Here is a 22,117-nt window from a genome sequence, read left to right as displayed (position 1 = left end):
CATGCCCACGACCGCTGCCAAGACCCGATGGAGCCTGGAGATCGCCAAAGGCCGCGAGCCCGGTCGGCGCTACGCGCTCGAACGCGACGAGACCACGATCGGCAACGGCCCCTGGGCCCCCGGCCATCTCAGCCTCGCCGACCAGGAGGGCGAATCCCCGCGTCGGATGGCCGAGCGTCAGGCCGCCCTCCGGCGCGAGAGCGACGGCCTGGCGATTCGCGACCTCGACAGCCCCGGCGGGACGTTCGTCAACCGCCAGCGGCTGTTCACCGGCCAAGAGCGGGCGCTCCTCCCCGGCGACGTCGTCCAGGTCGGCTCGGTCCAGCTCGTCGTCAGGCGTGAACAGGCGAGCAAGCCCGAATCCGAGAAGCCGGCGCGGCCCGCGGCGGTCGAGCCAAAAGGGCCGGCGAAAGCCACCCCGTCGACGGCCAGGCCGCCGGCCTCGCGCACGGCCCCCCTCGCCGCCCCGTACACCTTCCCCGACGGATCGGCGTCGCGCTCCTGGGACGACTTCCTGACGCTCTCGTCCCAGCGCTGGGCGATGATCCGCGACGAGCTGGCCTCAGGCCGCCTGGGCGAGCACCTCCGTCGCACGGGGAGGGACGACCTCCTGCCGCGCCGCGAACCGGGCTGGACGGCCGACGAGACGCTCGACGACTGGCTGGGCCGACTGCCGACCTCGCGATCGTCCGCGCCCGAGTTGGACGTCCATCCCGACTCCCTGGTCGTTCCCGTGTCGGCCGTCGGCGGCGTGACGCGGCGGTCGTTCCGGATCGCCAACGTCGGCTACCGGATCCTGCGGCCGACCGTCGCGATCGAGCCCGCCGTCGGCATGCCCGACGCGATCCGCCTGGCACCGCAACAGCGAGGCAAGGTCATCCTGACGATCGACGAGACCGAGGTCGTCGTCGAGATCGAGCCCCCCGAGAACGCCTTCGACGTCACGCTCGGCGCGATCGTCGTCTCCGCCGGCGGGAAGACCCGGCGCGTGGCCGTGCGGGTCGAACGGCCCCGGGTCGAGACGATCCCCCAGGGCCCCGACGCGGCCGTCGCCGGGCCGGGCTGGTCCCCGGCGGACTCGCTCGGAGAGCGGCTGGAGGGGCTTTCGCTCGCCCGACGGCTCTGGACGTTTCCCCTGGCGGTGTTGATCCTCCGGGGCCTTATCGCGCTGGGGAATCGACTCCCCTACCTCGCGAGCGGGGGCGATCCGCGGCTCCTCGGCGCCTCGGCGATGCCGGCGCTGGCCGGGGGGGTCGTCGGCTGGGCCGTGGGCTCGCGCGGGGGCGTCCTCGACGCGATCGCCTCGGCCTTCGCCGGCGCGGTCGTCGGCGTCCTGTCGTCGTCCCTGGTCTTCGCGACCGTCCGCAGCGTCGAGCCCGTCTTCGGCTCGCCGACGTTCGCGGCCCTGGCGCTGGGACTCGCTCTGGCGGGCGTCTCCTACCTCGCGTTCCCGCCGAGTCGGAAGGAGCAGCCATGAGCCACGGTCGGGCCGTGTTGAATTTCCCTTCCCTCCTGGTGGGGGAAGGTGCCCCGAAGGGGCGGATGAGGGGGACCAGCAAGGCGGACTTCTCGGAGCAGCAACGGCCTTTCGAGGTGCCCCCCTCATCCGGCCTTCGGCCACCCTATCCCACGAGGGGAGAACGGAGTTTCGCTCTGGTCGCGGCGCTCGTGTTCGCGCTCTCGTGCCTGAGCCTCGCCCGCGCGCAGGAAGCCGAGCCGAAAGCCGCCGACGACCTCTCGGTGGTCGTGACCGGGGCGAGCCAGGACGACTTCCCGCGCATCGGGGTGCAGTTCGAGCTGCGCCGGCCGGACGGGACGTTCGTCCGCGATGCGAAGCGGGACGAGTTCTGGGTGACCGAGGAGGGCCAGGAGCGGCCGATCCTGGAGTTCCAGGCGCCGCTGTCGACCGAGGAGGTGGCGACGACGATCGTCCTGGTCGTCGACCGCAGCGGCAGCATGAACGAGGAGGCGCGGCTGGCCTCGCTCAAGGCCGCCGTCGCGCGGTTCGTCGAGAAGATGCCGCAAGGGTCCAAGGTGGCCGTGGTGGCGTTCAGCGGCCAGGTGGAGCTGATCCGCCCCTTCACGACCGACCGCGAGAAGATCCGCCGGGCGGTCGACGACCTGTTCGCCGACGGCCCGACGCGGTTCCACGACGCCGTCGCCCTGGCGTTGGAGCTGCTCGCGGAGCAGTCGGGCCGTCGCGTTGTGATCGCGCTGACGGACGGACAGGACACGTCGAGCGCGACCACGCTCGACGAGAACGCCGACGCGGCGAATCGGCTCGGCCTGCCGATCTACACGCTGGGCCTGGGTGACGAGCGGGCCATCGCCGGACGCGAGCTGGAGCAACTGGCGAAGGCCACGCGCGGGGAGTACTACCCCTCGCGCCGGGCCGACGAGCTGCGGAAGGTATACGAGGCGATCGCCGAGCGCCTCGGCGCGGGGTACTCGCTCGTCTACCAGAGCGATCGGCGGATCCCGGACGGGACGCTCCGCCCGGTGCGGGTGTTCCACCGGGGGAGCCGCCAGGCCGGAGAGACGGCCGTCTTCATCCCCGGCATGGTCGTGCCGGCGGCGGGCTGGTCGCCCCTGTTCCTGGCGCTGGCCGCGGGCCTCGCCGCGCTGGCGTTCCTGCCGGCGCGGCTGAGGCGTTCGGATCCGGGATCGTCTCCGATCAGATCGTGATCACGTCGTGACGGATCAGCGCGCCCTTGCCTTCGAAGAGGTAGGCGCCCAGGCCGAGCGTCGCCGCCAGGGCGATGTGCTGCGGCTGGCGGACGTCGAAGCCCTCGATGCCGGTCGGGTCGAGGGCCGTCTTGCCCGAGGCGGCGACCGGCGGGAGGTTCTCCGCCTTCCGCTTGGCGTCGATGAGCTGCCACTCCACGCGGTCCAGGGCGACCGCGTCGGTGGCGAAGAGCAGGGCGTTGTTGTCCCAGGTCCAGCGGCCGTTCTGCACCGAGGTGGGCCCGCCGTGGAACACCCCGCGCACGCCGTCCATGATCTGGAGGACGAACTTGGACTTGAGGACGGGGTGGCTGACCACCTGGGGGATAAACTGGTTGCAGGTGTTGGTGAAGTGGTTGGCGTGCGACCGCGCCACGTTGTTCACGGAGCCGTGGCTGATGTTCTTCAAGGCGCCGGTGACGCCCGCCGAGCGGTGGTCCTTCAGGCAGGGGATCGCGACGACCTTGTTGACGACCTTGGTCAGCAGCTTGCCCAGGTGGGAGCGGTACTGCCTGTCGTCCTTCGGGTCCTCGCCGTAGTGGACGAGGTCCATCTGGATGAACGCGTCGCGATCGTAGCCGGCGATCGGGTCGTCCTTGAACCCTTCGAACTCCATGGCGATCTGGGGGGCCCCGGTGGCCGTCAGGCCCCCCCAGCGGATGCCGTCCGGCAGGATCTTATCGTATTTGGCGTCCAGCATCTCGGAGCGGAATCGCTCGTAGACGAAGATGTCGCGGGGCTTCACGCCGGCCGCCTTGAGGCCCTCGATCGTCTCCAGCACCAGCTCGTGCGAGGAGAAGGCGTGGGGGTAGCCGTTGGGGACGACCTTGATGCCGACGACGTCGCCGGGCTCGAAGAAGGTCTTCCACGCCTCGACGGCGTCGTCGGCGCCGGTCAGCGAGGTCAGGCCCTTGTCCAGGCTCGCCTTGATGGCCTCGCGGTCCTTCTTGCCCTCGCGGATCATGGCCGGGTTCTTGACCTCGACCACGCGGCCGGGATAGAGGCCCGGCAGGTCGAACTTGCTCTTCTCGGCCTTCGGGCCGTGGATCGTCGCGCCGGCGACGGCCGCGGCCTCGTCGCCGCGGGCCGACCTCCCGCCCATCGAGGCGGCCCCGACCGCCGCGGCCGCCGCGCCCAGGAACCCACGACGCTTCAAGGTGCCGCAAGGATAGCGATCGCTCATCAGGCTCTCGTCCTTCGTGTGAGGGTCGTTCGGGAGTTGCGCCGGGGCGCGAGGGCGAAGGCCCTCGCCGCGTCCATCCTGAGATCCGGCCGTCCGAGACGCGCGACCGCCGCCGGCCGATCCGGCCCGTCACGGTCCACGCGATCCAGGATATGTCGACCGATCGGCCCCGGTCCATCAGAAATTCCGGCCCGGTTCCGAGGCGGGCCTCGAGGGCGGGCCCTTCCCCGAAGTTTCCCGCGGGTTTCCTCGCTGATTCATAGAAGCCCGAGGACGTGGCGTTATCCTGGAGGCCCCCGGAAAACACCCGCCGCCCTCCAGCCCGAGGACCCTCCGCTGAGCAACCTTCACCGCATCGGCCGTCGCGCGCCCCGCGCGGGCTTCACCCTGATCGAGCTGCTGGTGGTGATCGCCATCATCGCGGTCCTGATCGCCCTGTTCCTCCCCGCCGTCCAGGCCGCACGCGAGGCCGCCCGCCGCATCCAGTGCACGAACAACCTGAAGCAGATCGGCCTTGGGCTGCACAACTACGAAGGCGTGGCGGGCGCGCTGCCCCCCTCGGGGGTCCTGAGCGGTAAGGGCAACATCGTGAGCACCTGGATCGGCTGGAGCGTCCACGGCCGCGTCCTACCGTTCATGGAAGGGGGCTCGACGTTCCACGCCATCAATTTCAACCATTCGGGAGAGAGCCCGCAGAACATCACGGTCGCCTCGCTGAGCATCGCCGCGTTCCTCTGCCCGAGCGAGCCCGACCCGCGCCCGGCCGCCGCGAACGTGGGAATCTCCAACGTCACGAATTACGGCTTCTGCATGGGCGACTGGTTCGTGTGGGGGGGCTTCGGCGGGCCCCAGAACCGCTGCGCCTTCGGCCCGAACCGGAGCCGACGCCTGGGCGATTTCGTCGACGGCCTGAGCAACACCCTGTTCGCCTCCGAGGGCAAGGCCAAGCAGCCCCTCTACCGGGACTGCGGCGGCCTCGCGAACGTGAACGACCCGTCGAACATCCCCGGCGCCGAGCGCTCGCCGCTGGACGTCGCGCCGGAATACGCGGGGGGCCGCTGCGAGTTCAAGACCGGCCACTCCGAATGGTCCGACGGCCAGGCCCACCACACGGGGTTCACGACCGCCTGGACGCCGAACAAGCGGTCGGTCGGTTCTTCCCCCGCGGGCCAGCCGCTCGACCTCGACATCACCGGCCAGCGCGAGAAGATGGGGGGGCCGACCTTCGCCGCCATCACCGCCAGGAGCCATCACCCCGGCGGGGTCAACGCCCTGATCGCCGACGGCAGCGTCCGTTTCATCAAGGACGGCATCGCCGGGCCGACCTGGAGGGCGCTCGGCTCGGTGGCGGACGGCGAGATCGTCGGATCCGACGCCTACTGACGCCGACCCGGAGAGTCGTCGCGATCGAAGTAGACCCGGCCGGCCAGCGCCTCGGGAAGGCAGGCCATCTCGCCCTTCGCGGCCGGGTCGTCGTGGACGTAGCGATAGCCCTGGCCGTAGCCCGACGCTTTCATCAGCGACGTGACGGCGTTGCGCAGGTGGAGCGGCACGGGCTCGCGAGCGGTGGCGGCGGCGTCGGCCGCGGCGGCGAAATAGGCTCGCTTGATCGCGTTGGACTTGGGGGCGTTCGCCAGGTAGATCGTCGCCTGGCTGAGCGGATAAAGCCCTTCCGGCAGACCGATCATCTGGACGATCTGCGCCGCGGCCGAGGCCTGGACGATCGCCTGGGGGTCGGCCAGGCCCACGTCCTCGGAGGCCAGGATGCAGAGCCGGCGGGCGATGAAGACCGGATCGGCCCCCCCCTCGATGAGCCGCGCCAGCCAGTACAGGGCGGCGTCGGCGTCGGAGTTGCGCAGGCTCTTGATGAGGGCCGAGGCCAGGTTGTAGTGGTCCTCGCCCCCCTTGTCGTAGGCGTATCGGGCGCGGCCGAGGGCCTCGACGAGCGTCTCGGCGTCGACCTGGCGCGAGCCGTTGGCGGCGGGGGGCGTCGCCAGGACGGCCGTCTCCAGGGCGGTCAAGGCGACCCGGGCGTCGCCGGCCGCGGCCTTCGCCAGGCGGCCGATCTCGGCGTCGTCGACCGTGGCGTGGAGGCCGCCGAGGCCGCGATCGGGGTCGGCCAGCGCGCGGCGGAGGATCGTCGCCACGTCGTCGGCGGTGAGCGGGTTCAGCGTCAGGACCCGCGAGCGGGAGAGCAGAGCCGAATTGACCTCGAACGAGGGGTTCTCGGTGGTCGCGCCGATCAGGATGACGGTCCCGTCCTCGACCGCCTGCAGGAGCGCGTCCTGCTGGCCCTTGTTGTAGCGATGGATCTCGTCGATGAAGAGCACGGTCCGCACGCCCCGCGACCGTCGGGCGCGGGCCTCGGCGACGGCCTCGCGCAGCTCCTTGACGCCCGAGAGCACGGCCGAGAGTTGCACGAACCGCGCGCCGCTAGGCCCGGCGACCAGCCTGGCGAGCGTCGTCTTCCCCGCGCCCGGGCCTCCCCAGAAGATCAAGGACGGGAGCGGCCCGCCCCCCTGGACCAGCCGACGGATCAGCCGCCCCTCGCCGACGAGGTGCTCCTGGCCGACGTACTCTTCCAGCGACCTGGGCCGCATCCGCTCCGCCAGCGGGGCGTCGGCGGCCGCGCCGAGGTCCGATTCCTCGGACCATTCCGGCTCGTCCGATCCCCCGAACAAGGAGCCCGTCGATTCGCGACGCATGAAGTCTCACCCTTCGCCAGCGTTCCACCCGCCGCCCCTCTCCAACCGTCCATTGTAGCACGGGGCGCCCGCGACGGCTCCCTGTCGGACCTATCCTGAGAGGCGCGACCCGCTGTCGCGACGTGCGGCGTCGGTCGATCGATTCAAGTCCATGAGATTCCGACTCGACCTATATTCCGGGGGCTGCACCCGGGGGGCGAACTCGCGCGGAGGGTTCGCGCGCATCTCGATGCCTGGTAAGCTCCCGAGAAGGTCGTGGCGAGGGTGGAGGGCGTTCCCGACACGGGGAGGTCGACGCATGGACGTGCTGCGCGCGGCGGGCGGGACGATCGTCCTGGGGCTGGGGCTGCTGGCGGGCGAGGCGGTCGGGCAGGTCGCGGGGAGGGGCACACCGGCCGTCCGCTGGGTCGGCCAGGACGGCAAGGACTTCGTCGGCCCGCACAACCGCGTCGAGCCGAGCGACGTGCAGGACGTGCACATCGCGATCGCCGGGCTGGACCCCCGCCGCGAGGTGACGTTCGTCGACCTGCTGGCCGTGGGCGGCGAGCACAACCAGTGGCAGTACAACGCCGATTCGTTCTCGTGGAAGGCCGCGCTCGTCCGCGAGAAGGGGTCGCCCCGGGCCGACCTCTACATCGAGCCCTCGGCGTACCGGGCCGCGCGCAAGTATGAGATGACGATCCGTTACGACGACGGCCGCGAGCATAAGCTCGCGATCCAGGGCCGCCAGGTCGACCCCGGCCTCCGCACGGCCGCCGCGGCGATGAAGGTCGTCTGGATGGGGCAGGACGGCCGCGACGCCGTGGGCCCCGGGCCGAGCATCGGCCCCGACGGGTTGCAGGACGTCCGCATCCGCCTGACCGGCGTCTCCAAGGCCGTGAAGATCAAGGCCGTCCGCATCGACGGCCCCGACGGCGCGAAGTGGGAGAGCCACGTCAACCCGGAGATGCTCCCCGCTTGCGAGTTCCGCATGGACCCCGCGAAGCCCGGCGAAGGCGACCTGTTCTTCCAGCCCGCCCGCGACCTGGCGGGCAAGTCGCTCGCGATCCGCATCCTCTACGAGAACGACACCGGAGACCGCGCGACGGTCGCCGCCGGCCGGATCGACCCGAAGAAGAAGATGCCCGACCTCCCGGCACCGGCCGTGCGTTTGGTCGAGGCGAAGGCGAAATGGCTGGGGCAGGACGGCGGCGACGCCGTGGGGCCCGGCGATGTCCACGTCGCCCTCGCGGGGCTCGACGCCCCTCGCGACCTCGCGGGCGCGGTGCTCACCGACTCGTCGCGGGGCTCGTGGATCTACCAGTCGCCCGGCTTCGACGCCCTGAAGTCGTCGCCCGAGTGGAACGGGGCCGAGGCGCTCGCCGTCCGGCCCGGCACCGGCGCGGGGACGTTCGACCTGTTCTTCCCCCCCTATCGCGACGAGACCGACGCCACGTTCACCCTCCGCCTGATCGGCCGCGACGGCCGGTCGACCTTCGCGCGCTTTCCCGGCGGCCCGTGCGACACGGACAAGCGCCTGCCCGCCCCGGACGCGGCCCGCCGCCAGGCGAAACCCGGCGACGACCTCCAGAAGCTCGTCGATCAGGGCGGGACCGTGAAGCTCGCCGCCGGGACGTATCGCCTCACCCGGACGCTGACGCTGAACAAGCCCGTCGTCCTGACGGCAGAGCCCGGCGCGACGCTCGTCTTCTCGCAGCCCCCCGGCGCGGAGCCGTGGACGGCGGCCGTGAAGATCCACAAGGGCCGGACGACGCTCGAAGGCTTCGCGATCCGCTTCGAGGGGCCCTTCCGCTGGGACGAGCAGGTCGGCTACGGCCCGGCCGTCATCGGCACCAGCGACACCCGCGACCCGGACCCCTGGGGGCGGAAGACGGGGATCGTGATCTCGAAGCTGGACATCGAGGGGCCGGCCTCAGCCGACCCGAGCAAGTGGACCGACGCGGTGAAGCTGATGCGATTCACCAACGCCAACGGCGGCCGCGTCGAGGGGAACAGGCTGCTCGGCGGGCCGATCGAGTTCTTCAACGGCCCCTGGAGGTTCGTCGACAACACGTTCCGAGGCGCCTCGGCGAAGACGACCTCCTCGGCGGCGATCGCCGGGCACTACGTCAACGACGTGGTCGTCCGGGGGAATCGGGTCAAGGCGGAGCCATCGGGCAAGCTCTGGCGGTTCCTCGTGCTGACGCACATGGCGCGGAACGCGGTGGTGGAGGACAACGTCGTCGAGGGCGCCGGCGAGATGGACGACGACGGCGTGCCGCGCGTGAATTCGCCCGAGATCATGCTGTCGGAGTCCTACCGGATCGGCTACGAAGGCGCGGTGCGCGCCGTCTCGCCCGACGGCCTCCTGATCCGCATCGGCGAGCGTCAGGGCGAGACGATCCACGCCGGCCAGTTCGTGGCGATCCTCACCGGCCCGGCTGCGGGGACGTACCGCCGGGTCTCGCAGCCGATCGACCAGACGACGATCGTGCTCGACGCCCCGCTCCCGAAGGAGACCGGCCACGTCTCCATCGTCGACGGCCTGCACGGACTCCGGTTCGCGAACAACACGGTCGACATCCGCGGCAGTTCCACGTCCTACAGCCTGATCCTGCCGGGGAACCAGTTCGGCACAGTGGTCGAGAAGAACCACTTCCTCGGCGGCGCGCAGGGGTTGAAGGCCGAGGCGTGCGCGTCGGAGGAGCCCGTCCACTGGGGCTGGTCCCACTGCCCGGCGATGGAGATGGTCATCCGGGGGAACACGTTCGAGGACGTCCGCGAAAGCCTGAGCCTGTTCGTGGCCCACGAGCCCAAGCACATCCGCTTCAATGCGGGCCGCGTGTACATGTCGGCGATCGTCGAGGAGAACGTCGTCCGCTGGACCGAGCCGTTCCTGCGACGGATCGCCGCCTCGCGGACGGCCGGCAAGCCCGGCGACCGCCCGCTGGTGGGGGTCGTCGTCGGCGAGCCCCACTCGCGCGACCCGAAGGAGCTGCGGGTGACCGCCGCGCGCAACACGCTCGACGCCCCCCCCGGCCGCCACCCCGGCCCCTCGCTGCTCATCCGCGCCGCCGACGTGAACGGGCGGCCGACGCAGGACAAGTCCTCCGACCTCCCCCGCGCCGACGCCCGCCCTGCCTCCGGGGCCTCGCCGGGCGTGCGAAGATAGCGAGAGCTTGGGTCGTCCGCGGTCGGCTTCCGGCCGCGCCGACCTCCTCATTCCCCAGCCTCGCCGCTATCGAAAGCCTCGAATCGGCGCATGCGGTGGGTCATCGGCCTCGCGCGACGAGCGTCGGCCGGGAAGCCGAAGGAATGAGCCGCAACTCGTCACCTCGGTCGTCGATTCGCGATGAAGAAAGTCTGGAATGCATCGAGGGCGCGGCACCGGTCGCCCGTTGGGTTTCGCCGGAGTGTGAACCGCTCGGCCCCGAGACGGGTCTTCCGTATCGAGTAGCGCGCCCGACGGAGGAGCCCGAATCCCATGAACGAGTTCCACCAGCTGAGCCGTCGCGACTTCTTAGGCCTGGCCCTGCTCGGCCCTGCGGTCGCCGCCAGGGCCGGGATCGAATCGATCGACGACCGGCCGATCTGCCACGGATCGATGCGCGACCTGATGTCGGGAGTCCTTCCCGCGGCCGACTGGCGCGCCCGGTATTACGCGTTGGTCGAGTCGGTCGACGCACCGGTGTCGCAGTGGCGGATGAAACGGCTGAGCGCCCTGGCGATGATTCATCGCCAGCCGCGGGTGGACCTGCCCGACCTGCTGCGATCGCACCGCATCGTGCGGCTTTGCGAGGCCGACCTCTCCCCCCGCTCGGGCGGGGCGGACGCGCCGTCCTGCTTCGCCGACGTGACCGTGTTCGCCGACGTGTCGAGCTGCGAGGCCGTCTGGCCGGCGCTGGAGGCGAGGATTTCGGCGGGAGAGGCCGACGCCCATCCTGGAGGCCTCGGCGACGCGGCCTGCGTGGGCAATGAAGTCGGCAAGTGGACGCTCTCGGGCAAGCTCTTTTTCCGACGCGCCAACGTCGCCGCCACCCTCTTCGTCATGCCCCGCGTGGCCGGCTACGAGGCCGACCGCTTCGCCGAAGCCCTTGATCGCCGGATTGAAGCCTTCTGCAGATGAGGTTCCGCCGGGACGACTGCGGCCGGGGATCCGGGTCGGCCATCCGGCTCCCGATCCTCGATCGCGACCCGTCCAGGCGGGCCTGTTCGACCCAGACCTTTCCGCGATGGTCGCACCGCTGGGGACGAAACCGCAGCGGGCGGTCGGCCGACGGGATCCTCGACCGCGGCCTCCCCCGATGGCGAGGACGACCACCCGCTCGGTCGTCCACGCACCCTCGGATCGTCACTTCCCCGCGAGCTTGGCGGCGATCTGGGCGGTGTGGCGGCCCTGGTAGCGGGCGATGGCGAGTTCGTTGGCGGTCGGGGTGCGCTCGCCGCGGGTGCCGGCGATGGTCGAGGCCCCGTAGGGGGTGCCGCCGGTGATCTCGTCCAGGTTCGACAGCTCCTTGGCGGCGTACGGGACGCCGGCGACGACCATCCCGTGATGGTAGAAGAAGGTGTGCATGTGGACGAGCGTCGTCTCCTGGCCGCCGTGCTGGGTGGCGGTCGAGGTGAAGGCCCCGCCGACCTTCCCGACGAGCTTCCCCTGCGCCCAGAGGCCGCCGGTGGCGTCCATGAAGGCCTGCATCGACGCCGCGGCGGCCCCGAAGCGGGTCGGCGTGCCGAGGAGCACGGCGTCGGCCTCCGCCAGCGCCTGAGGGTCGGCGATGGGGACGTGGGCGAACGACTTCTTGGCCTCGGTCGCGCCCATCTTCTCCAGGATCTCGGGCGAGAGCAGCTCGGGGACCTGCGCGAGCGTCACCTCGGCTCCGGCCTCCTTCGCCCCCTCGGCGACGGCCTGGGCGAGCTGATAGACGTGGGTGTAGAGGCTGTAGAAGACGATGTGCACCTTGACCGCCATGAAAGGCTCCTTGAACGAACATGCGACGTGGACGCGGCTCCCCCGCGCGAAGGATCTCGACCGGGCGGGCCTTCACTCGGGGCCCCACCAAGACTAGAGTCTCGGTATCCGCTGGCAAGTAGGCACCGAATGGATACCAAGGGCCATGACCATCCCGCTCCAGGCCGACCCCCGCCCCATCCCCGAACACGCGGGCGATCTCGGCCGGCCCGCGCCGTCGGCCTGCCCGGCGGCGTTCGCCATGGAGCTGGTAGCCCACAAGTGGACCATCCACATCCTGTTCGCCCTGCATCGAAACGGCGGACCGGTCCGGTTCCGTCGGCTCCAGCGCGAGACGGCCCCGATCACCCAGAAGGAGCTGACCAAGCGGCTCCGCGAGCTGGAACGCTCGGGACTGGTGCACCGCGAGGCCTTCGCCGAGGTCCCGCCGCGGGTCGAGTACCGGCTGACCGACCTGGGCCGTACCCTGATGCCGGCCCTGGCCGGGCTGCACGAATGGGCCCAACGCCACGGCGCGGCCGTCGAGGAGAACTGGCGGAAGGCCGCGACGTCGGGCCCGGAGGCCTGACGCGCCGGCGCCTTGCCCGTCCCCCGCCGACGCGCTAGACTCGGGGCCGTTGCACCTCCGCCTCTCACGCGGCCAGAAACGGGGACGAGACGACGATGACGCGATCGACGACGAAGGCTGTCGGATGGCTCTGGATCGCGGGGGCGCTGGGCGCGATGACCGCGTCGGCCGCGCCGCCGGAGCTGGTCAAGCGGGCGATCTTCGAGCCCGAGGCGAAGCACAACCACGCCTCCTGCGTGACCGAGACCCCCAAGGGCGACATGCTCGCCGTCTGGTACTCCGGCACCGGCGAGCGCCGGGCGGACGACGTGGTGATCCAGGCCGCCTGGCTCCCCAAGGGCGCCGACGCCTGGAGCCCCCGGTTCCAGACTGCCGACACCCCGAACTACCCCGACTGCAACCCGGCCCTCCTCTCGGCGCCGGACGGACGGGTCTGGATGTTCTGGCCCACGATCCTCGACCATCGCTGGGAGAGCGCCCTTCTCAAGTACGCCGTGGCCGATCCCTCGCAGGCCCCGCCGGGGCCGATCACGTGGGAGACCTCGAACGTCCTGCACCTCACGCCCGACGGCGCCAAGTTCGAGAAGGCCGTCGCCGACTCGGTCGCCAAGCTCACCGACGAGGAGCGGACCAAGTACGCCAAGGAGCTGGAGCCGTTCACCGCGCGGGCGTCCGACCTGCTCTACCAGCGCCTGGGGTGGATGCCCCGGGTCCGGGGGATCGTGCTTCCCTCGGGCCGCTGGCTCCTGCCGCTCTACTGCGACACCTTCTCCCTGTCGCTCATGGCCATCAGCGACGATCAGGGGAAGACCTGGCAGACCGGCGAGTCGACGGTGGGCTTCGGCGCGATCCAGCCCAGCGTCGTGCGGAAGAACGACGGGACCCTCGTCGCCTTCTTCCGCGACAACGGCCCGCACAACAAGATCCGCATGGCCACCTCACCCGACGAGGGGAAGACGTGGACCGACGTCGTCGACACCGACCTCCCCAATCCCGGCGCGGGGATCGAGGCGATCCGCCTGGAGAGCGGGGCCTGGGCGATGATCCACAACGACCTCTCGCGCGGCCGCCACTCGCTGGCCGTCTCCCTCTCCGACGACGAGGGCGCCACCTGGCCCGTCACCCGCCACGTCGAGCTGGACAAGCCCGGCTCGTCTTTCCACTACCCCTCGATGACCCAGGCCCGCGACGGCGCGATCCACGCGACGTACACCTACTCCCTCGGCCTCGGTAACGGCACGGCCAAGAAGAGCACGATCATGCACGCCACCTTCCCCGAGAGCTGGGTCCGGCAGGGCGACTGAAGCCGGCTTCGAACACCCCGAGCCGCCCTCGCCGAGGCGGCCCGGGGCGTCGACCGACCTCATCGCATCGACCCGAGCCGCGCCGGACGCGCGGCCAGGCGGGGCGAAGCGTCCACCCCTTCCGCGGCGTCCGCAGCCTCCTGGAGGGCCGCGAGCCGCGGCCGAACCGACGCGATCCTGCCGGCCGAGAGGTCCCGGGGTATCCGCCTCGGAAACCTCGGAGTTCGGGGGACCGGGACGGGTGAGGGCGCCGGCGCTTGCTGAGGCCGTAAAAGAAGTGGATCCGTGGGTCGGGGAAGGGTCGGGGACGGGGACGTGGTATCGGCTTTTCGGGCGGATCTCGCTCGATAGGAGGCTCGTCCACCCCATCAGCCACGACCTTGAGTCGCGCGACCGCGAACATGTATGGGGCCTCGGTCCTGAAGCCCGGCACGTCGTCCGAGCTGCCCATCACGACGATTTTGCCGTCCTCGGCCTGAAGCGCCACGGCGACGGCCTCGTCCGATCGCGGGGCGTTGCTCTCGCCGAAATCGACCGTAGCCCGACCATCCGAACTGAACGAGAGGTCGAGCGCCCCGGCGGAGGTCAGGCGGGCGACGGCGAAGTCCCAGCCGAAGGCACCCGTCACCCCGGCCGCATTGACGAACCCGGCGAGGATCACTCGGCCGTCGGCGTCGATCGCCACCGACCGCGCGGCGCTCGTATCGGCGAAGGCGATCACCGCCCGGCCGTCGCCGTCGAATGCGACGTCGGCGGTCCCATCCGGGCCGAGGCGGGCGACCGCGAATCCCTCGCCCGCCTCGCCCGCCACCACGATCTTGCCGTCCGCCTGGATCGCGAGGTCGTGGAGCACTTCGCCCGACACGCCGAAGTCGATGGTTGCCATCCCGGCGACGCCGAACCTCGTGTCGAGCGAACCCGAGGGCCCCAGCCGGGCGACCAGATAGCCTTCGGCGTATTCCAGGAGGCCCCCCCCGAGGCCCGTCGCCGCGACCACGATCGCGCCGTCGAACTGGACCGCCAGGGCGTCGATCCCGCGCATTCGCGGGGGCAAGGCATCGGAGCCGAGCCGGCCGCCGTCGCCGAACGAGGGGTCGAGTGAGCCGTCGGCACACAGACGGACCAGGATCGTCGCGCCCATCGACCGCGTCCGCTCGCCCCCGATCAGGATGCCGCCGTCCGGCGTCAAGGCGGCCCCCCCGACCGAGCTCGTCTCACCGACGACGACGACGCCGTCGGAGTCGAAGGTGACGTCGGGGGTGCCGTCGCGTTCCAGGCGCGCGATCGCGAACGACTCGGTGGATCCCCCGGTGGACCCGACGATCAAGATCTTGCCGTCGTCGCGGACGAGGATCTCCTCCCCTCCGCGCACACCGCCGGGGATCGGGATCGTGGTCGCACCTCCCACGCCGAACGACGCGTCCAGCGTGCCGTTGGTATTCAGGCGGGCGACGACGAAGGACTGCCCGTGCAGGTCCTCACCGGCGACGAGGATCTTGCCGTCGGCCTGGATGGCGGCGGCGAACGCGGTGGGCAGCTGCGGCGAGCCGTCCTCCCTGGGGGGCAGATCGATCAAGACGCGGCCGTCGCCGCCGAACGTGGCGTCGAGGGAGCCGTTCAGGAGCCCTCGCGGCTCCAGGGCCTGGAGTGCAGGGCACGCGCGGAACGATCGCGGACGCTTCATTTCGAGGTTGCCTCGCAAAATGCCGTTACATGTCGAAATCGGGTTGATTTCTGAATGCGTGCTGTTAGGTTTGGATGCCCAACCGCGGCGATCGGTGGCTTTCCTAGGCGGCCTGCGACCGCGGATCGCGCCGTCCCCATCGACATCTACGGCGAGCCTGAACGCGCCCGGGAGAAATCCATGCCCGACGCCGATCGGAAGTTCTCGGCCCATGACGAACCGTCCACCGACGGCATCCTGCTGGCGCGGGTCCGGGACTGGCGGGACGATTGCGCCTGGGACGACCTGGTGGGCCGCTACGATTCGCTGGTCCGCGGCTGGTGCCGCATGGCGGGGGTCGGCCGCGACGACCTGGACGACGTCGTCCAGGGGGTCTGGCTGCGGCTGGCGGGCCGCATCCGGGGCTTCGCATACGATCCCTCCAGGCGTTTCCGGGGCTGGCTCCGCCGGGTCGCCGCGAACGCCTCCGTGGACTTCCTCCGATCGCGTCGTCGCGCCTTCGTCGAGGTCCCGCTCGACCGGATCCCGGAGGCGGCCGCTCCGGAGGCCGGGCGGGGAGGTCCCGACCCTCTCGCCGAGCGGGGCCGTCGGATCGAGGAATCCGTGAGGGCCCGGTTCCACGAGACGTCCTGGGCGGCCTTCCGCCGCTGCGCGATCGGCGACGAGCCGATCGCCGACGTGGCGAGGGACCTGGGCATGCAGTACGCCGCCGTCTATCGGGCCGTCGACCGGATCAAGCGGAAGCTGGAGGAGGCGGGTCGGGCGGACATCGACGACGCGACGGCCCCGGGAGGCGACGGCCTTGACTGACGGATGTCCGCCCCCCGCGTCGCTCCGAGGACTCGCCGAGGCGGCGGTCCTGCAAGACGCGGACCTCGTGGTCGCGGCCCACGTCGAACGCTGCGACCGATGCCGGGACGACCTGAGTCGGATGCTACGCGAGACGACCGACGACGCCGCGACGCACGAGGCCGACCCGCAAGGGGAGGCCGTCCCCCTGCCTCGCATATCGGGCCTGGTCGACTTCCAGGAGATCGGCGCGGGGGGGGCGGGGGTCGTGTACCGGGCCCGTCGCGAGGGCCTCGACCAGTGGGTGGCGGTGAAGTTCCCGAAGGCGGGCTCGCGCTCGGGCGGCAGGCGGATCGTCCGGGAGGCGAGGGCGGCGGCCAGGGTGCGGCACCCGAACATCGTCCGGATGTTCGAGGTCGGCCTGGCGGAGGGCACGCCCTACATCGTCATGGAGTACTTCGAGGCGGGGACGCTCGCCGATCGGCTGGGGAAGGGGGGCGTGGTCGCTCCCGAGGTCGCGGCCCGGCTGGTGGTCCCGCTCGCCGAGGCGGCCGAGGCGATCCACCGCGAAGGCCTGGTCCACCGCGATTTCAAGCCGTCGAACGTGCTGATCCACGGCCCGAAGGGGGTCGCCCTGGAGGCCTGCCTCCCGGTGGTCGGGGACTTCGGCCTGGCGCGGGAGATCAGCGACGAGCCGACGTCCGACGGCCTGCACGTCCGCGGCGCCCCGGGCTACATGGCGCCCGAGCAGATCGAGTCCCCGCCCGAGGAGGTAGGCGAGGCGGCCGACGTCTTCGCCCTGGGGGCGATCCTCTTCCGGCTCGTCGCCGGCCGCCCCCCCTTTGCCGGCCGGAGCCCCCTGGAGACGGTCCGCTTGACGCTCGACGCCGAAGCCCCGGCCGTCGGTACGGTCGCCCCCGGCGTCCCCCGCGCGCTCGAGGCGGTGATCGCCGGATGCCTCCGCCGCCGGCCGAAGGACCGCTACGACTCGGCCGCTGCCCTGGCGGAGGACCTCCGGCGCTTCCTCGAAGGCCGGCCGGTCGCCGCCCGCCGCGTCTCTCGAAGGCTTTCGCGCCCCCGGACCCCCTTCGTCGCGGCGATCGCCGCCGCGTCCCTCGTCGCGACGGTCGCGGGCGACCGGGCGAGGGACGTCGGCGCGAAACGGCTCGACGCCGCCCCCGCCGCGCCGGCGGCGGCCCGCCGGATCGAGGCCGACGCGACGGCGGCGGCCGAGATCCGCGGCCGGACCGAGGCTGCTGCGTCGATGGTGCTCTCTGTGGGGCAGACGCCCGGCGACCCGCCCCCCTGGCACTTCCTCCAGGTGGCGGACCAGGCCAGGACGATCCTCGGAGCGTCGCGGCCGCTGACCGAGCGGGGATCGACGGACGCCCGCCTGCAGCTCGCCCGCGCCAATCTGACCTACGGGCTGAGCCTGATGGAGAATCGCCTGGGTCGATACGATCAGGTCGACATGCTGAGCGAGGAGGCGAAGCACGCGTGGGGCCGATCCTCCAACTCAGCCTCGACGACCCCCAGGCGCGCCGGGCGACGGCCCCGATCCTGTTCAATCGAGGGTCCGTGTTGCGCCAGGCTCGGCGGCACGACGAGAGCCTGCGGGCTTTCGCCCTCCACGTCGACCATCTCGCGCCGATCGTCGACCTCCCTGGCGCGATCGAGTCGCTGCTCCATTCCCGGGTCGTGAGGGCGCAGGTCCTCTGCGAGGCGGGCCGATTCGCGGAGGCTCGCCGGGCCTTCGCCGAGGCCCGCGACGCGATCCGGGCGGCCCTCCGGCGGACTCCCGATTCCGCGGAGCTGTGGCGATTCCTCGGCCAGGCCTACCACGGCGACGGCCGTTACGCCGAAGCCGTGGGGCCCCATCGCCACTCCCTGGCGCTCGCCCCCGACTCCACCTTCGACGGGAGACTGCTCGCGGAGTCCCTGCTCGACGCCGCCCGATGGACGTCGGACCCCGAAGCCTAGTCGCGCGCCCTCGACGAGGTCGACGCACTGGTCCGGGATCAGACGGAACGCATCGCGGTGGGCCGCTCGACCGCGCGCCTCCGGGGTCGTGAATCCGAGCTGGCCGCCTGGGCCGTGCTTGGGCGGAGGCTCGAGCGGGAACGCAAGCGGGAGGACTGGTCCGACTTCGCGGGACGGTTGGACGCGGCGATCGAGGCCGAATTGACCGACGTCGGGCCCCCGGTCGACGGCGGCTGGTTGGCCTCGGCGACCGAGACCATCGTCGTCGAACCCGCCTCGGCCTGGGCGCCCGAGGCGCTGATCGGCGGGAGATCGACCAACGCTGCCTACGCGGTTGAGTTCCTGGAGCGCGGCGTCGAGAGGCTGGGCCGGGAAGGGGGAATCGAAGGGCGGATTACGCTCGCGCACGGCCTCGCCTTCGCAGCCGCGGCCCGTCGGCAGGAAGGCGACCTGCCGCGGGCCGTGCAGCTCTGCGCGATCTCCAGGGCGGGGTTGGAGGCCCTGGCGCCGTCGATCCCGGAACGCCTGGTCGCGGCCCGACTGCATGCGCTCACATGGGCCTGGGCGCAGACGACGAAGGCCTGCTGGCAGGGGGGCGACATCGTCGGGACGTCCGAGGCGCTGGGGCCGACGATCGACGCAGCTCAGGCCCTAGTCGCGTTCGCGCCTCACGACCTGGGGGGGCGTAGGGGCCTCGACGGAGCGCTCGCCCGACTGTCCCGCTTCGCCTGCGAACGGGGCGACTTCCGAAAGTCCGAGGAGGCCCTGGAGCGTCGGCGGCCCCTCTGGGAGTCGGGGTCGGTCGAGGCCTTCAACCTGGCCGAGGACTTCCGCAAGCTGGCCGAGGCGAAGAAGGAGCACGAGGCCCGGGACGCGGACTCGCCCGCGCGTTAGACTGGCTCAGCCATCGCGATCATCCCGGCCCTCTCCTCGCCGTCGGAAACGTGGACCCTCCGCACGCGCGCCGGGCGGCTTTCGGCTTCCAACACGCCACGAGGGGACGCCGCCTTGAGCACCGCCGCCGCACCCGCACCCGCCCCCACTCGCGAAGACCGCGTCCGCTACGACTGGGCCCGGTCGGGCGACGTGAACGCCTTCTTCGGGCTGATGATCGACAACATCGGCGACATGATCCTCATGACCAGCCTGCTGGTCGTCGCCTTCGGGTTCCCGCGCGAGTTCGTGCTCACGCGGATGATCCCTGGGACGGCCGTCGGCGTGCTGGTGGGGGACCTGATCTTCACGGGTATGGCCTTCGCCCTGGCCAGGCGCACGGGCCGCTCGAACGTCACGGCGATGCCGCTGGGGCTGGACACGCCCAGCACGTTCGGCTCGGTCTTCCTGATCCTCGGGCCGGCGTTCGTCGCCGCGAAGGCCCGTGGGCTGGACGCCTCGGCGGCGGCCGAGCACGCCTGGTATCTGGGGATCGCCATGCTGCTGGCCTCCGGCCTGTTCAAGCTGGCCTGCGCCCCGTTCTGCGGCTGGATCCGCCGGGTGGTGCCGCGCGCCGGGCTGCTGGGCTCGCTGTCGGCGATCGCGCTGGTGCTGATCAGCTTCCTGCCGCTCCTGGACGTCGCGGCGCAGCCGGTGGCGGGGCTGGCCTCGCTGGCTGTGATCCTGGCGACGATGTCGGCCCGCTGGAAGCTCCCCGACCGCGCCCCGGGCGTCCTCTGCGCGGTGGCGGCGGGGTGCGCCATCTACTACGGGATGCACCTGGCCGGCCTCGGGCCCGGGGCCGAGGGGGGGCGTCCCGAGGGCTGGCTGCGGTTCTCGCTCCCCTTCCCGATGGCCGGCTGGTGGGCCTGGTTCCAGGCGAACTGGCGCGAGGCCGCGGGCTACCTGCCGGTGGCGATCCCGCTGGCCTTGGCCACCGTCGTCGGCGGCGTCGACTGCACCGAAAGCGCGGCGGCCGTCGGCGACGAATACCCGACCGGCCTGATCGTGGCCGCTGAGGGGCTGGCGACGCTCGTCGGCGGCGGCCTGGGGGGGGTGATCCAGTCGACCCCGTACATCGGCCACCCGGCCTACAAGGCGATGGGCGCCCGCGCGGGGTACACGCTGGGGACGGCCCTCTTCATCGGCGCCGTGGGGGTGTTCGGCTGCTTCGATTGGATCTTCTTCCTGATCCCCAAGGCCGTCGTCTTCCCGATCCTGGTCTTCATCGGCCTGGAGATCACCGCGCAGTCGTTCCAGGCGACGCCGTTCCGCCACTACCCGGCGGTCGCCTTCGCGTGCGTGCCGGCGCTGGCGTACCTGGCGCTGCTGGCGGTGAACCAGGTGCTCCCCGAGGTCGGCAAGCCGTTCGACCAGCTGCCGCCGAACGTCCAGCACTGGATCGTGTCGGTCACCACGCTCTCCGGCGGCTTCATCGTCACGAGCCTGCTCTGGGGCGCGGGGCTGGCGACCCTGATCGACGGCCGCGTCCGCGCGACGGTGGCCGTCCTGCTGTTGGGGGCGGCCTTCGCCTGGTTCGGGGTGATCCACTCCCCCTTGCCGTCGGGCGCGGTGATGCCGCCGGCCGCGGTGGTCGCCGAGCTGGAGGCGACTGGCCGAGGGGCGGCTTCGGCCTACCAGACCCCCTACTACTGGTCCGCAGCCTACGCGACGATGGCGCTGGCCGTGCTGATCCTCGCCCGGTTCGCCGAGAGGCCGGCGATCGAGCCCGATCCTCACGTCGCGCCGCCCAAGGCGGTCTGACCGGGGCTCGGCCCGGATCCGGCCGGCTCAGGCGAGGATTTCCTGGATCGGCCGGCCGTGGTCGATCTCCAGGCGGCGGCGGCCGGGGACTTCCAGGCGGCGGCCGTCGACGCCGAGGAGGTGGAGCACCGTGGCGTGGAGGTCGGTGACGTAGTGGCCCTCGCCCAGGGCGTGGTAGCCCAGCTCGTCGGTCTCGCCGTGGACGTACCCGCGCTTCAACCCGGCGCCGGCCATCCAGATGGTGAAGCCGTTGGGGTGGTGGTCGCGGCCGTCCGTCCCGCCGGCCCGTAGCTCCAGGCCGGGCGTGCGGCCGAACTCGGTGCAGAAGACGACGACCACCTCTTCCAGGAGCCCGCGGGCCTTCAGGTCCTTCAGCAGGCCGGCGACCGGCAGGTCGACCTCGGAGCAGAGCTTCGTGTGGTTCTCGCGGAGCTTCTGGTGCGAGTCCCACGAGCCGTTGGCCGAGGGGTAGACCTGCACGAACCGCACCCCGCGCTCGACCAGCCGCCGCGCCGTGAGGAGCCGCTGGCCGGCGACGCGGGTGGCGTCGCGGTCCAGGCCGTAGAGCCGCGTGGTCGCCTCGGACTCGGGCTTGAAGTCGAGCGCCTCGGGGACGGCCGCCTGCATGCGGAAGGCCAGCTCGTAGGCCTGGATGCGGGCGCGGAGCGCCTGGTCCTCGGGGTACTCGACGGCGGACAGCGCGTTGAGCCGGCCGATCAGCTCGTACTCGTGGCGTTGATCGGCCTCGGACTGGGTCTCGGGCCGACGGCCGAAGGGGAGGGGGTTGGCGGGGTCGAGGGCCAGGGGCACGCCCGAATGCTGCGGGCCCAGGTAGTAGGAGTCGATCGACGGCCGCAGGGTCGAGTTCCCCGGTCCGCCGACCACCGTGAACTTCGGCAGGTCGTCGTTGAGGCTGCCGAGCCCGTAATGGACCCAGGAGCCGATCGACGGCTGGACCTCGTCGAGCCGGTGGCGGCCGGTGTGGATCTGGTTCTCGGCCGCGTGGTCGTTGTCGGTCGTCCACATGTTGCGGACGAAGCAGAGGTCGTCCACGCAGGTCGCCAGGTGGGGCCACCAGTCGCTGATCTCGATCCCGGCCTGGCCCGCCTTCTTGAAGCCGACCTGCATGGGGTAGATGGTCGGATACACGTCGCGGACGTTGATCTCCGCCGCTTGCACCTGCCGGAACCGCTTCTTGTGCAGCGGCGAGAGGACCGGATTCTCGAACGGCGTCTTGTCGAACGTCTTGCCGGCGTGCTTCGTCAGGGCGGGCTTGGGGTCGAAGGTCTCGACGTGGCTGTAGCCGCCGGACAGGAAGATCCAGATGACCGACTTCGCCCTGGGCGCGAAGTGAGGGCGGCCGTCGGGGACCGGCCCGGCGGTCTGCTCGGCGGCCCTCACGACGCCGTCGTCGGCCAGCATCGAGCCCAGGGCGAGCCCGGTGAACCCCATGCCGAGGTCGGCCAGGAAGGTCCGCCGGGTGCGGGAGCAACAGCCGCGAGGGAACGCGCGATCGGTCATGAGTCGGTCCCAGC

At 71.6% G+C, this 22,117-nt stretch carries 17 protein-coding genes; 12 read left to right on the top strand and 5 right to left on the bottom strand.

Translation table 11 applies throughout. The features are described from left to right. The first annotated feature begins 1 nt into the window (after nucleotide 1). Both G6O68_RS00345 and G6O68_RS00340 read left to right on the top strand, forming a co-directional pair. Nucleotides 2-1,477, top strand: a complete 1,476-nt coding sequence (locus G6O68_RS00345) for an FHA domain-containing protein (RefSeq protein ID WP_165243632.1) — start codon at nucleotides 2-4, stop codon at nucleotides 1,475-1,477. Then, nucleotides 1,474-2,685 carry a vWA domain-containing protein gene (locus G6O68_RS00340; RefSeq protein ID WP_165243630.1) on the top strand — a complete coding sequence of 404 codons (1,212 nt, stop codon included), beginning with the start codon at nucleotides 1,474-1,476 and terminating at the stop codon, nucleotides 2,683-2,685. The genes G6O68_RS00345 and G6O68_RS00340 overlap by 4 nt, the downstream gene beginning before the upstream one ends. Here G6O68_RS00340 and G6O68_RS00335 read toward each other — a convergent pair. Then, the gene (locus tag G6O68_RS00335) at nucleotides 2,675-3,907 is read right to left on the bottom strand and encodes a DUF362 domain-containing protein (RefSeq protein ID WP_165243628.1); all 1,233 of its coding nucleotides are present in this window, start codon (nucleotides 3,905-3,907) and stop codon (nucleotides 2,675-2,677) included. The two genes, G6O68_RS00340 and G6O68_RS00335, sit on opposite strands and share 11 nt — an antisense overlap. A 336-nt stretch (nucleotides 3,908-4,243) precedes the next feature. Between G6O68_RS00335 and G6O68_RS00330 the strand changes: the two genes are divergently transcribed. Next, the gene (locus G6O68_RS00330) at nucleotides 4,244-5,290 is read left to right on the top strand and encodes a DUF1559 family PulG-like putative transporter (RefSeq protein WP_315852126.1); all 1,047 of its coding nucleotides are present in this window, start codon (nucleotides 4,244-4,246) and stop codon (nucleotides 5,288-5,290) included. Here G6O68_RS00330 and G6O68_RS00325 read toward each other — a convergent pair. Further along, a complete protein-coding gene (locus G6O68_RS00325; protein WP_165243626.1) occupies nucleotides 5,284-6,612 on the bottom strand; it encodes a replication-associated recombination protein A in 1,329 nt (442 codons plus the stop codon). The genes G6O68_RS00330 and G6O68_RS00325 overlap by 7 nt on opposite strands. 298 nt (nucleotides 6,613-6,910) lie before the next feature. Here G6O68_RS00325 and G6O68_RS00320 point away from each other — a divergent pair, with 298 nt between their 5' ends. Together G6O68_RS00320 and G6O68_RS00315 are read left to right on the top strand one after the other, a co-directional pair. Next, nucleotides 6,911-9,763, top strand: coding sequence for a hypothetical protein (locus tag G6O68_RS00320; protein WP_165243624.1), 2,853 nt, complete (start codon nucleotides 6,911-6,913; stop codon nucleotides 9,761-9,763). Nucleotides 9,764-10,075: 312 nt separating this feature from the next. Beyond that, nucleotides 10,076-10,717: a hypothetical protein gene (locus tag G6O68_RS00315; RefSeq protein WP_165243621.1), complete on the top strand. Its 642-nt coding sequence runs from the start codon at nucleotides 10,076-10,078 to the stop codon at nucleotides 10,715-10,717. A 225-nt stretch (nucleotides 10,718-10,942) separates the two neighbouring features. Here G6O68_RS00315 and wrbA read toward each other — a convergent pair whose 3' ends face one another. Then, a complete protein-coding gene (gene wrbA, locus G6O68_RS00310; RefSeq protein WP_165243618.1) occupies nucleotides 10,943-11,560 on the bottom strand; it encodes an NAD(P)H:quinone oxidoreductase in 618 nt (205 codons plus the stop codon). Nucleotides 11,561-11,705: 145 nt separating this feature from the next. On the opposite strand from wrbA, the gene G6O68_RS00305 reads away from it, so the two are divergent. Both G6O68_RS00305 and G6O68_RS00300 read left to right on the top strand, forming a co-directional pair. After that, entirely contained in the window at nucleotides 11,706-12,128 is a 423-nt protein-coding gene (locus tag G6O68_RS00305) for a winged helix-turn-helix transcriptional regulator (protein WP_206107973.1), read from the top strand. A gap of 95 nt (nucleotides 12,129-12,223) precedes the next feature. Further along, complete coding sequence (locus G6O68_RS00300) at nucleotides 12,224-13,432, top strand: sialidase family protein (RefSeq protein ID WP_165243615.1); 1,209 nt, start codon at nucleotides 12,224-12,226, stop codon at nucleotides 13,430-13,432. Here G6O68_RS00300 and G6O68_RS00295 read toward each other — a convergent pair. After that, nucleotides 13,386-15,116, bottom strand: coding sequence for a hypothetical protein (locus tag G6O68_RS00295; protein WP_165243612.1), 1,731 nt, complete (start codon nucleotides 15,114-15,116; stop codon nucleotides 13,386-13,388). The genes G6O68_RS00300 and G6O68_RS00295 overlap by 47 nt on opposite strands. A 180-nt stretch (nucleotides 15,117-15,296) precedes the next feature. Here G6O68_RS00295 and G6O68_RS00290 point away from each other — a divergent pair, with 180 nt between their 5' ends. From G6O68_RS00290 to G6O68_RS00270, 5 genes are all read left to right on the top strand, one after another. After that, nucleotides 15,297-15,926 (top strand): RNA polymerase sigma factor, encoded by a 630-nt coding sequence (locus G6O68_RS00290; RefSeq protein WP_165243609.1) that lies wholly within the window; start codon nucleotides 15,297-15,299, stop codon nucleotides 15,924-15,926. Continuing rightward, nucleotides 15,919-17,607, top strand: coding sequence for a serine/threonine-protein kinase (locus G6O68_RS00285; protein WP_165243606.1), 1,689 nt, complete (start codon nucleotides 15,919-15,921; stop codon nucleotides 17,605-17,607). The genes G6O68_RS00290 and G6O68_RS00285 overlap by 8 nt, the downstream gene beginning before the upstream one ends. Continuing rightward, a complete protein-coding gene (locus G6O68_RS00280) occupies nucleotides 17,604-17,885 on the top strand; it encodes a tetratricopeptide repeat protein (RefSeq protein WP_165243603.1) in 282 nt (93 codons plus the stop codon). The genes G6O68_RS00285 and G6O68_RS00280 overlap by 4 nt, the downstream gene beginning before the upstream one ends. Nucleotides 17,886-17,942: 57 nt before the next feature. Next, complete coding sequence (locus tag G6O68_RS00275; protein ID WP_165243600.1) at nucleotides 17,943-18,779, top strand: hypothetical protein; 837 nt, start codon at nucleotides 17,943-17,945, stop codon at nucleotides 18,777-18,779. Nucleotides 18,780-18,893: 114 nt separating this feature from the next. Then, a complete protein-coding gene (locus tag G6O68_RS00270; protein WP_165243597.1) occupies nucleotides 18,894-20,582 on the top strand; it encodes a permease in 1,689 nt (562 codons plus the stop codon). A gap of 27 nt (nucleotides 20,583-20,609) precedes the next feature. Here the strand turns inward: G6O68_RS00270 and G6O68_RS00265 are convergent, their stop codons facing one another. After that, on the bottom strand, nucleotides 20,610-22,103 hold the full coding sequence (locus G6O68_RS00265) for a DUF1501 domain-containing protein (RefSeq protein ID WP_165243594.1): 1,494 nt from the start codon (nucleotides 22,101-22,103) through the stop codon (nucleotides 20,610-20,612). Between the last annotated feature and the right edge of the window lie 14 nt (nucleotides 22,104-22,117).

This window comes from Paludisphaera soli, assembly GCF_011064595.1.
Lineage (GTDB): Bacteria > Planctomycetota > Planctomycetia > Isosphaerales > Isosphaeraceae > Paludisphaera > Paludisphaera soli.
The sequence above is the reverse complement of the archived record's forward strand: the minus strand, read 5'-3'. Positions and strand labels throughout refer to the sequence as shown.

What these genes read in the sequence shown, in the direction of transcription:
- G6O68_RS00345 (WP_165243632.1), top strand. Translation starts at nt 2, where the DNA reads ATGCCCACGACCGCTGCCAAGACCCGATGGAGCCTGGAGATCGCCAAA.
- G6O68_RS00340 (WP_165243630.1), top strand. Translation starts at nt 1,474, where the DNA reads ATGAGCCACGGTCGGGCCGTGTTGAATTTCCCTTCCCTCCTGGTGGGG.
- G6O68_RS00335 (WP_165243628.1), bottom strand. Translation starts at nt 3,907, where the DNA reads ATGAGCGATCGCTATCCTTGCGGCACCTTGAAGCGTCGTGGGTTCCTG.
- G6O68_RS00325 (WP_165243626.1), bottom strand. Translation starts at nt 6,612, where the DNA reads ATGCGTCGCGAATCGACGGGCTCCTTGTTCGGGGGATCGGACGAGCCG.
- G6O68_RS00320 (WP_165243624.1), top strand. Translation starts at nt 6,911, where the DNA reads ATGGACGTGCTGCGCGCGGCGGGCGGGACGATCGTCCTGGGGCTGGGG.
- G6O68_RS00315 (WP_165243621.1), top strand. Translation starts at nt 10,076, where the DNA reads ATGAACGAGTTCCACCAGCTGAGCCGTCGCGACTTCTTAGGCCTGGCC.
- wrbA (WP_165243618.1), bottom strand. Translation starts at nt 11,560, where the DNA reads ATGGCGGTCAAGGTGCACATCGTCTTCTACAGCCTCTACACCCACGTC.
- G6O68_RS00305 (WP_206107973.1), top strand. Translation starts at nt 11,706, where the DNA reads ATGACCATCCCGCTCCAGGCCGACCCCCGCCCCATCCCCGAACACGCG.
- G6O68_RS00300 (WP_165243615.1), top strand. Translation starts at nt 12,224, where the DNA reads ATGACGCGATCGACGACGAAGGCTGTCGGATGGCTCTGGATCGCGGGG.
- G6O68_RS00295 (WP_165243612.1), bottom strand. Translation starts at nt 15,116, where the DNA reads ATGAAGCGTCCGCGATCGTTCCGCGCGTGCCCTGCACTCCAGGCCCTG.
- G6O68_RS00290 (WP_165243609.1), top strand. Translation starts at nt 15,297, where the DNA reads ATGCCCGACGCCGATCGGAAGTTCTCGGCCCATGACGAACCGTCCACC.
- G6O68_RS00265 (WP_165243594.1), bottom strand. Translation starts at nt 22,103, where the DNA reads ATGACCGATCGCGCGTTCCCTCGCGGCTGTTGCTCCCGCACCCGGCGG.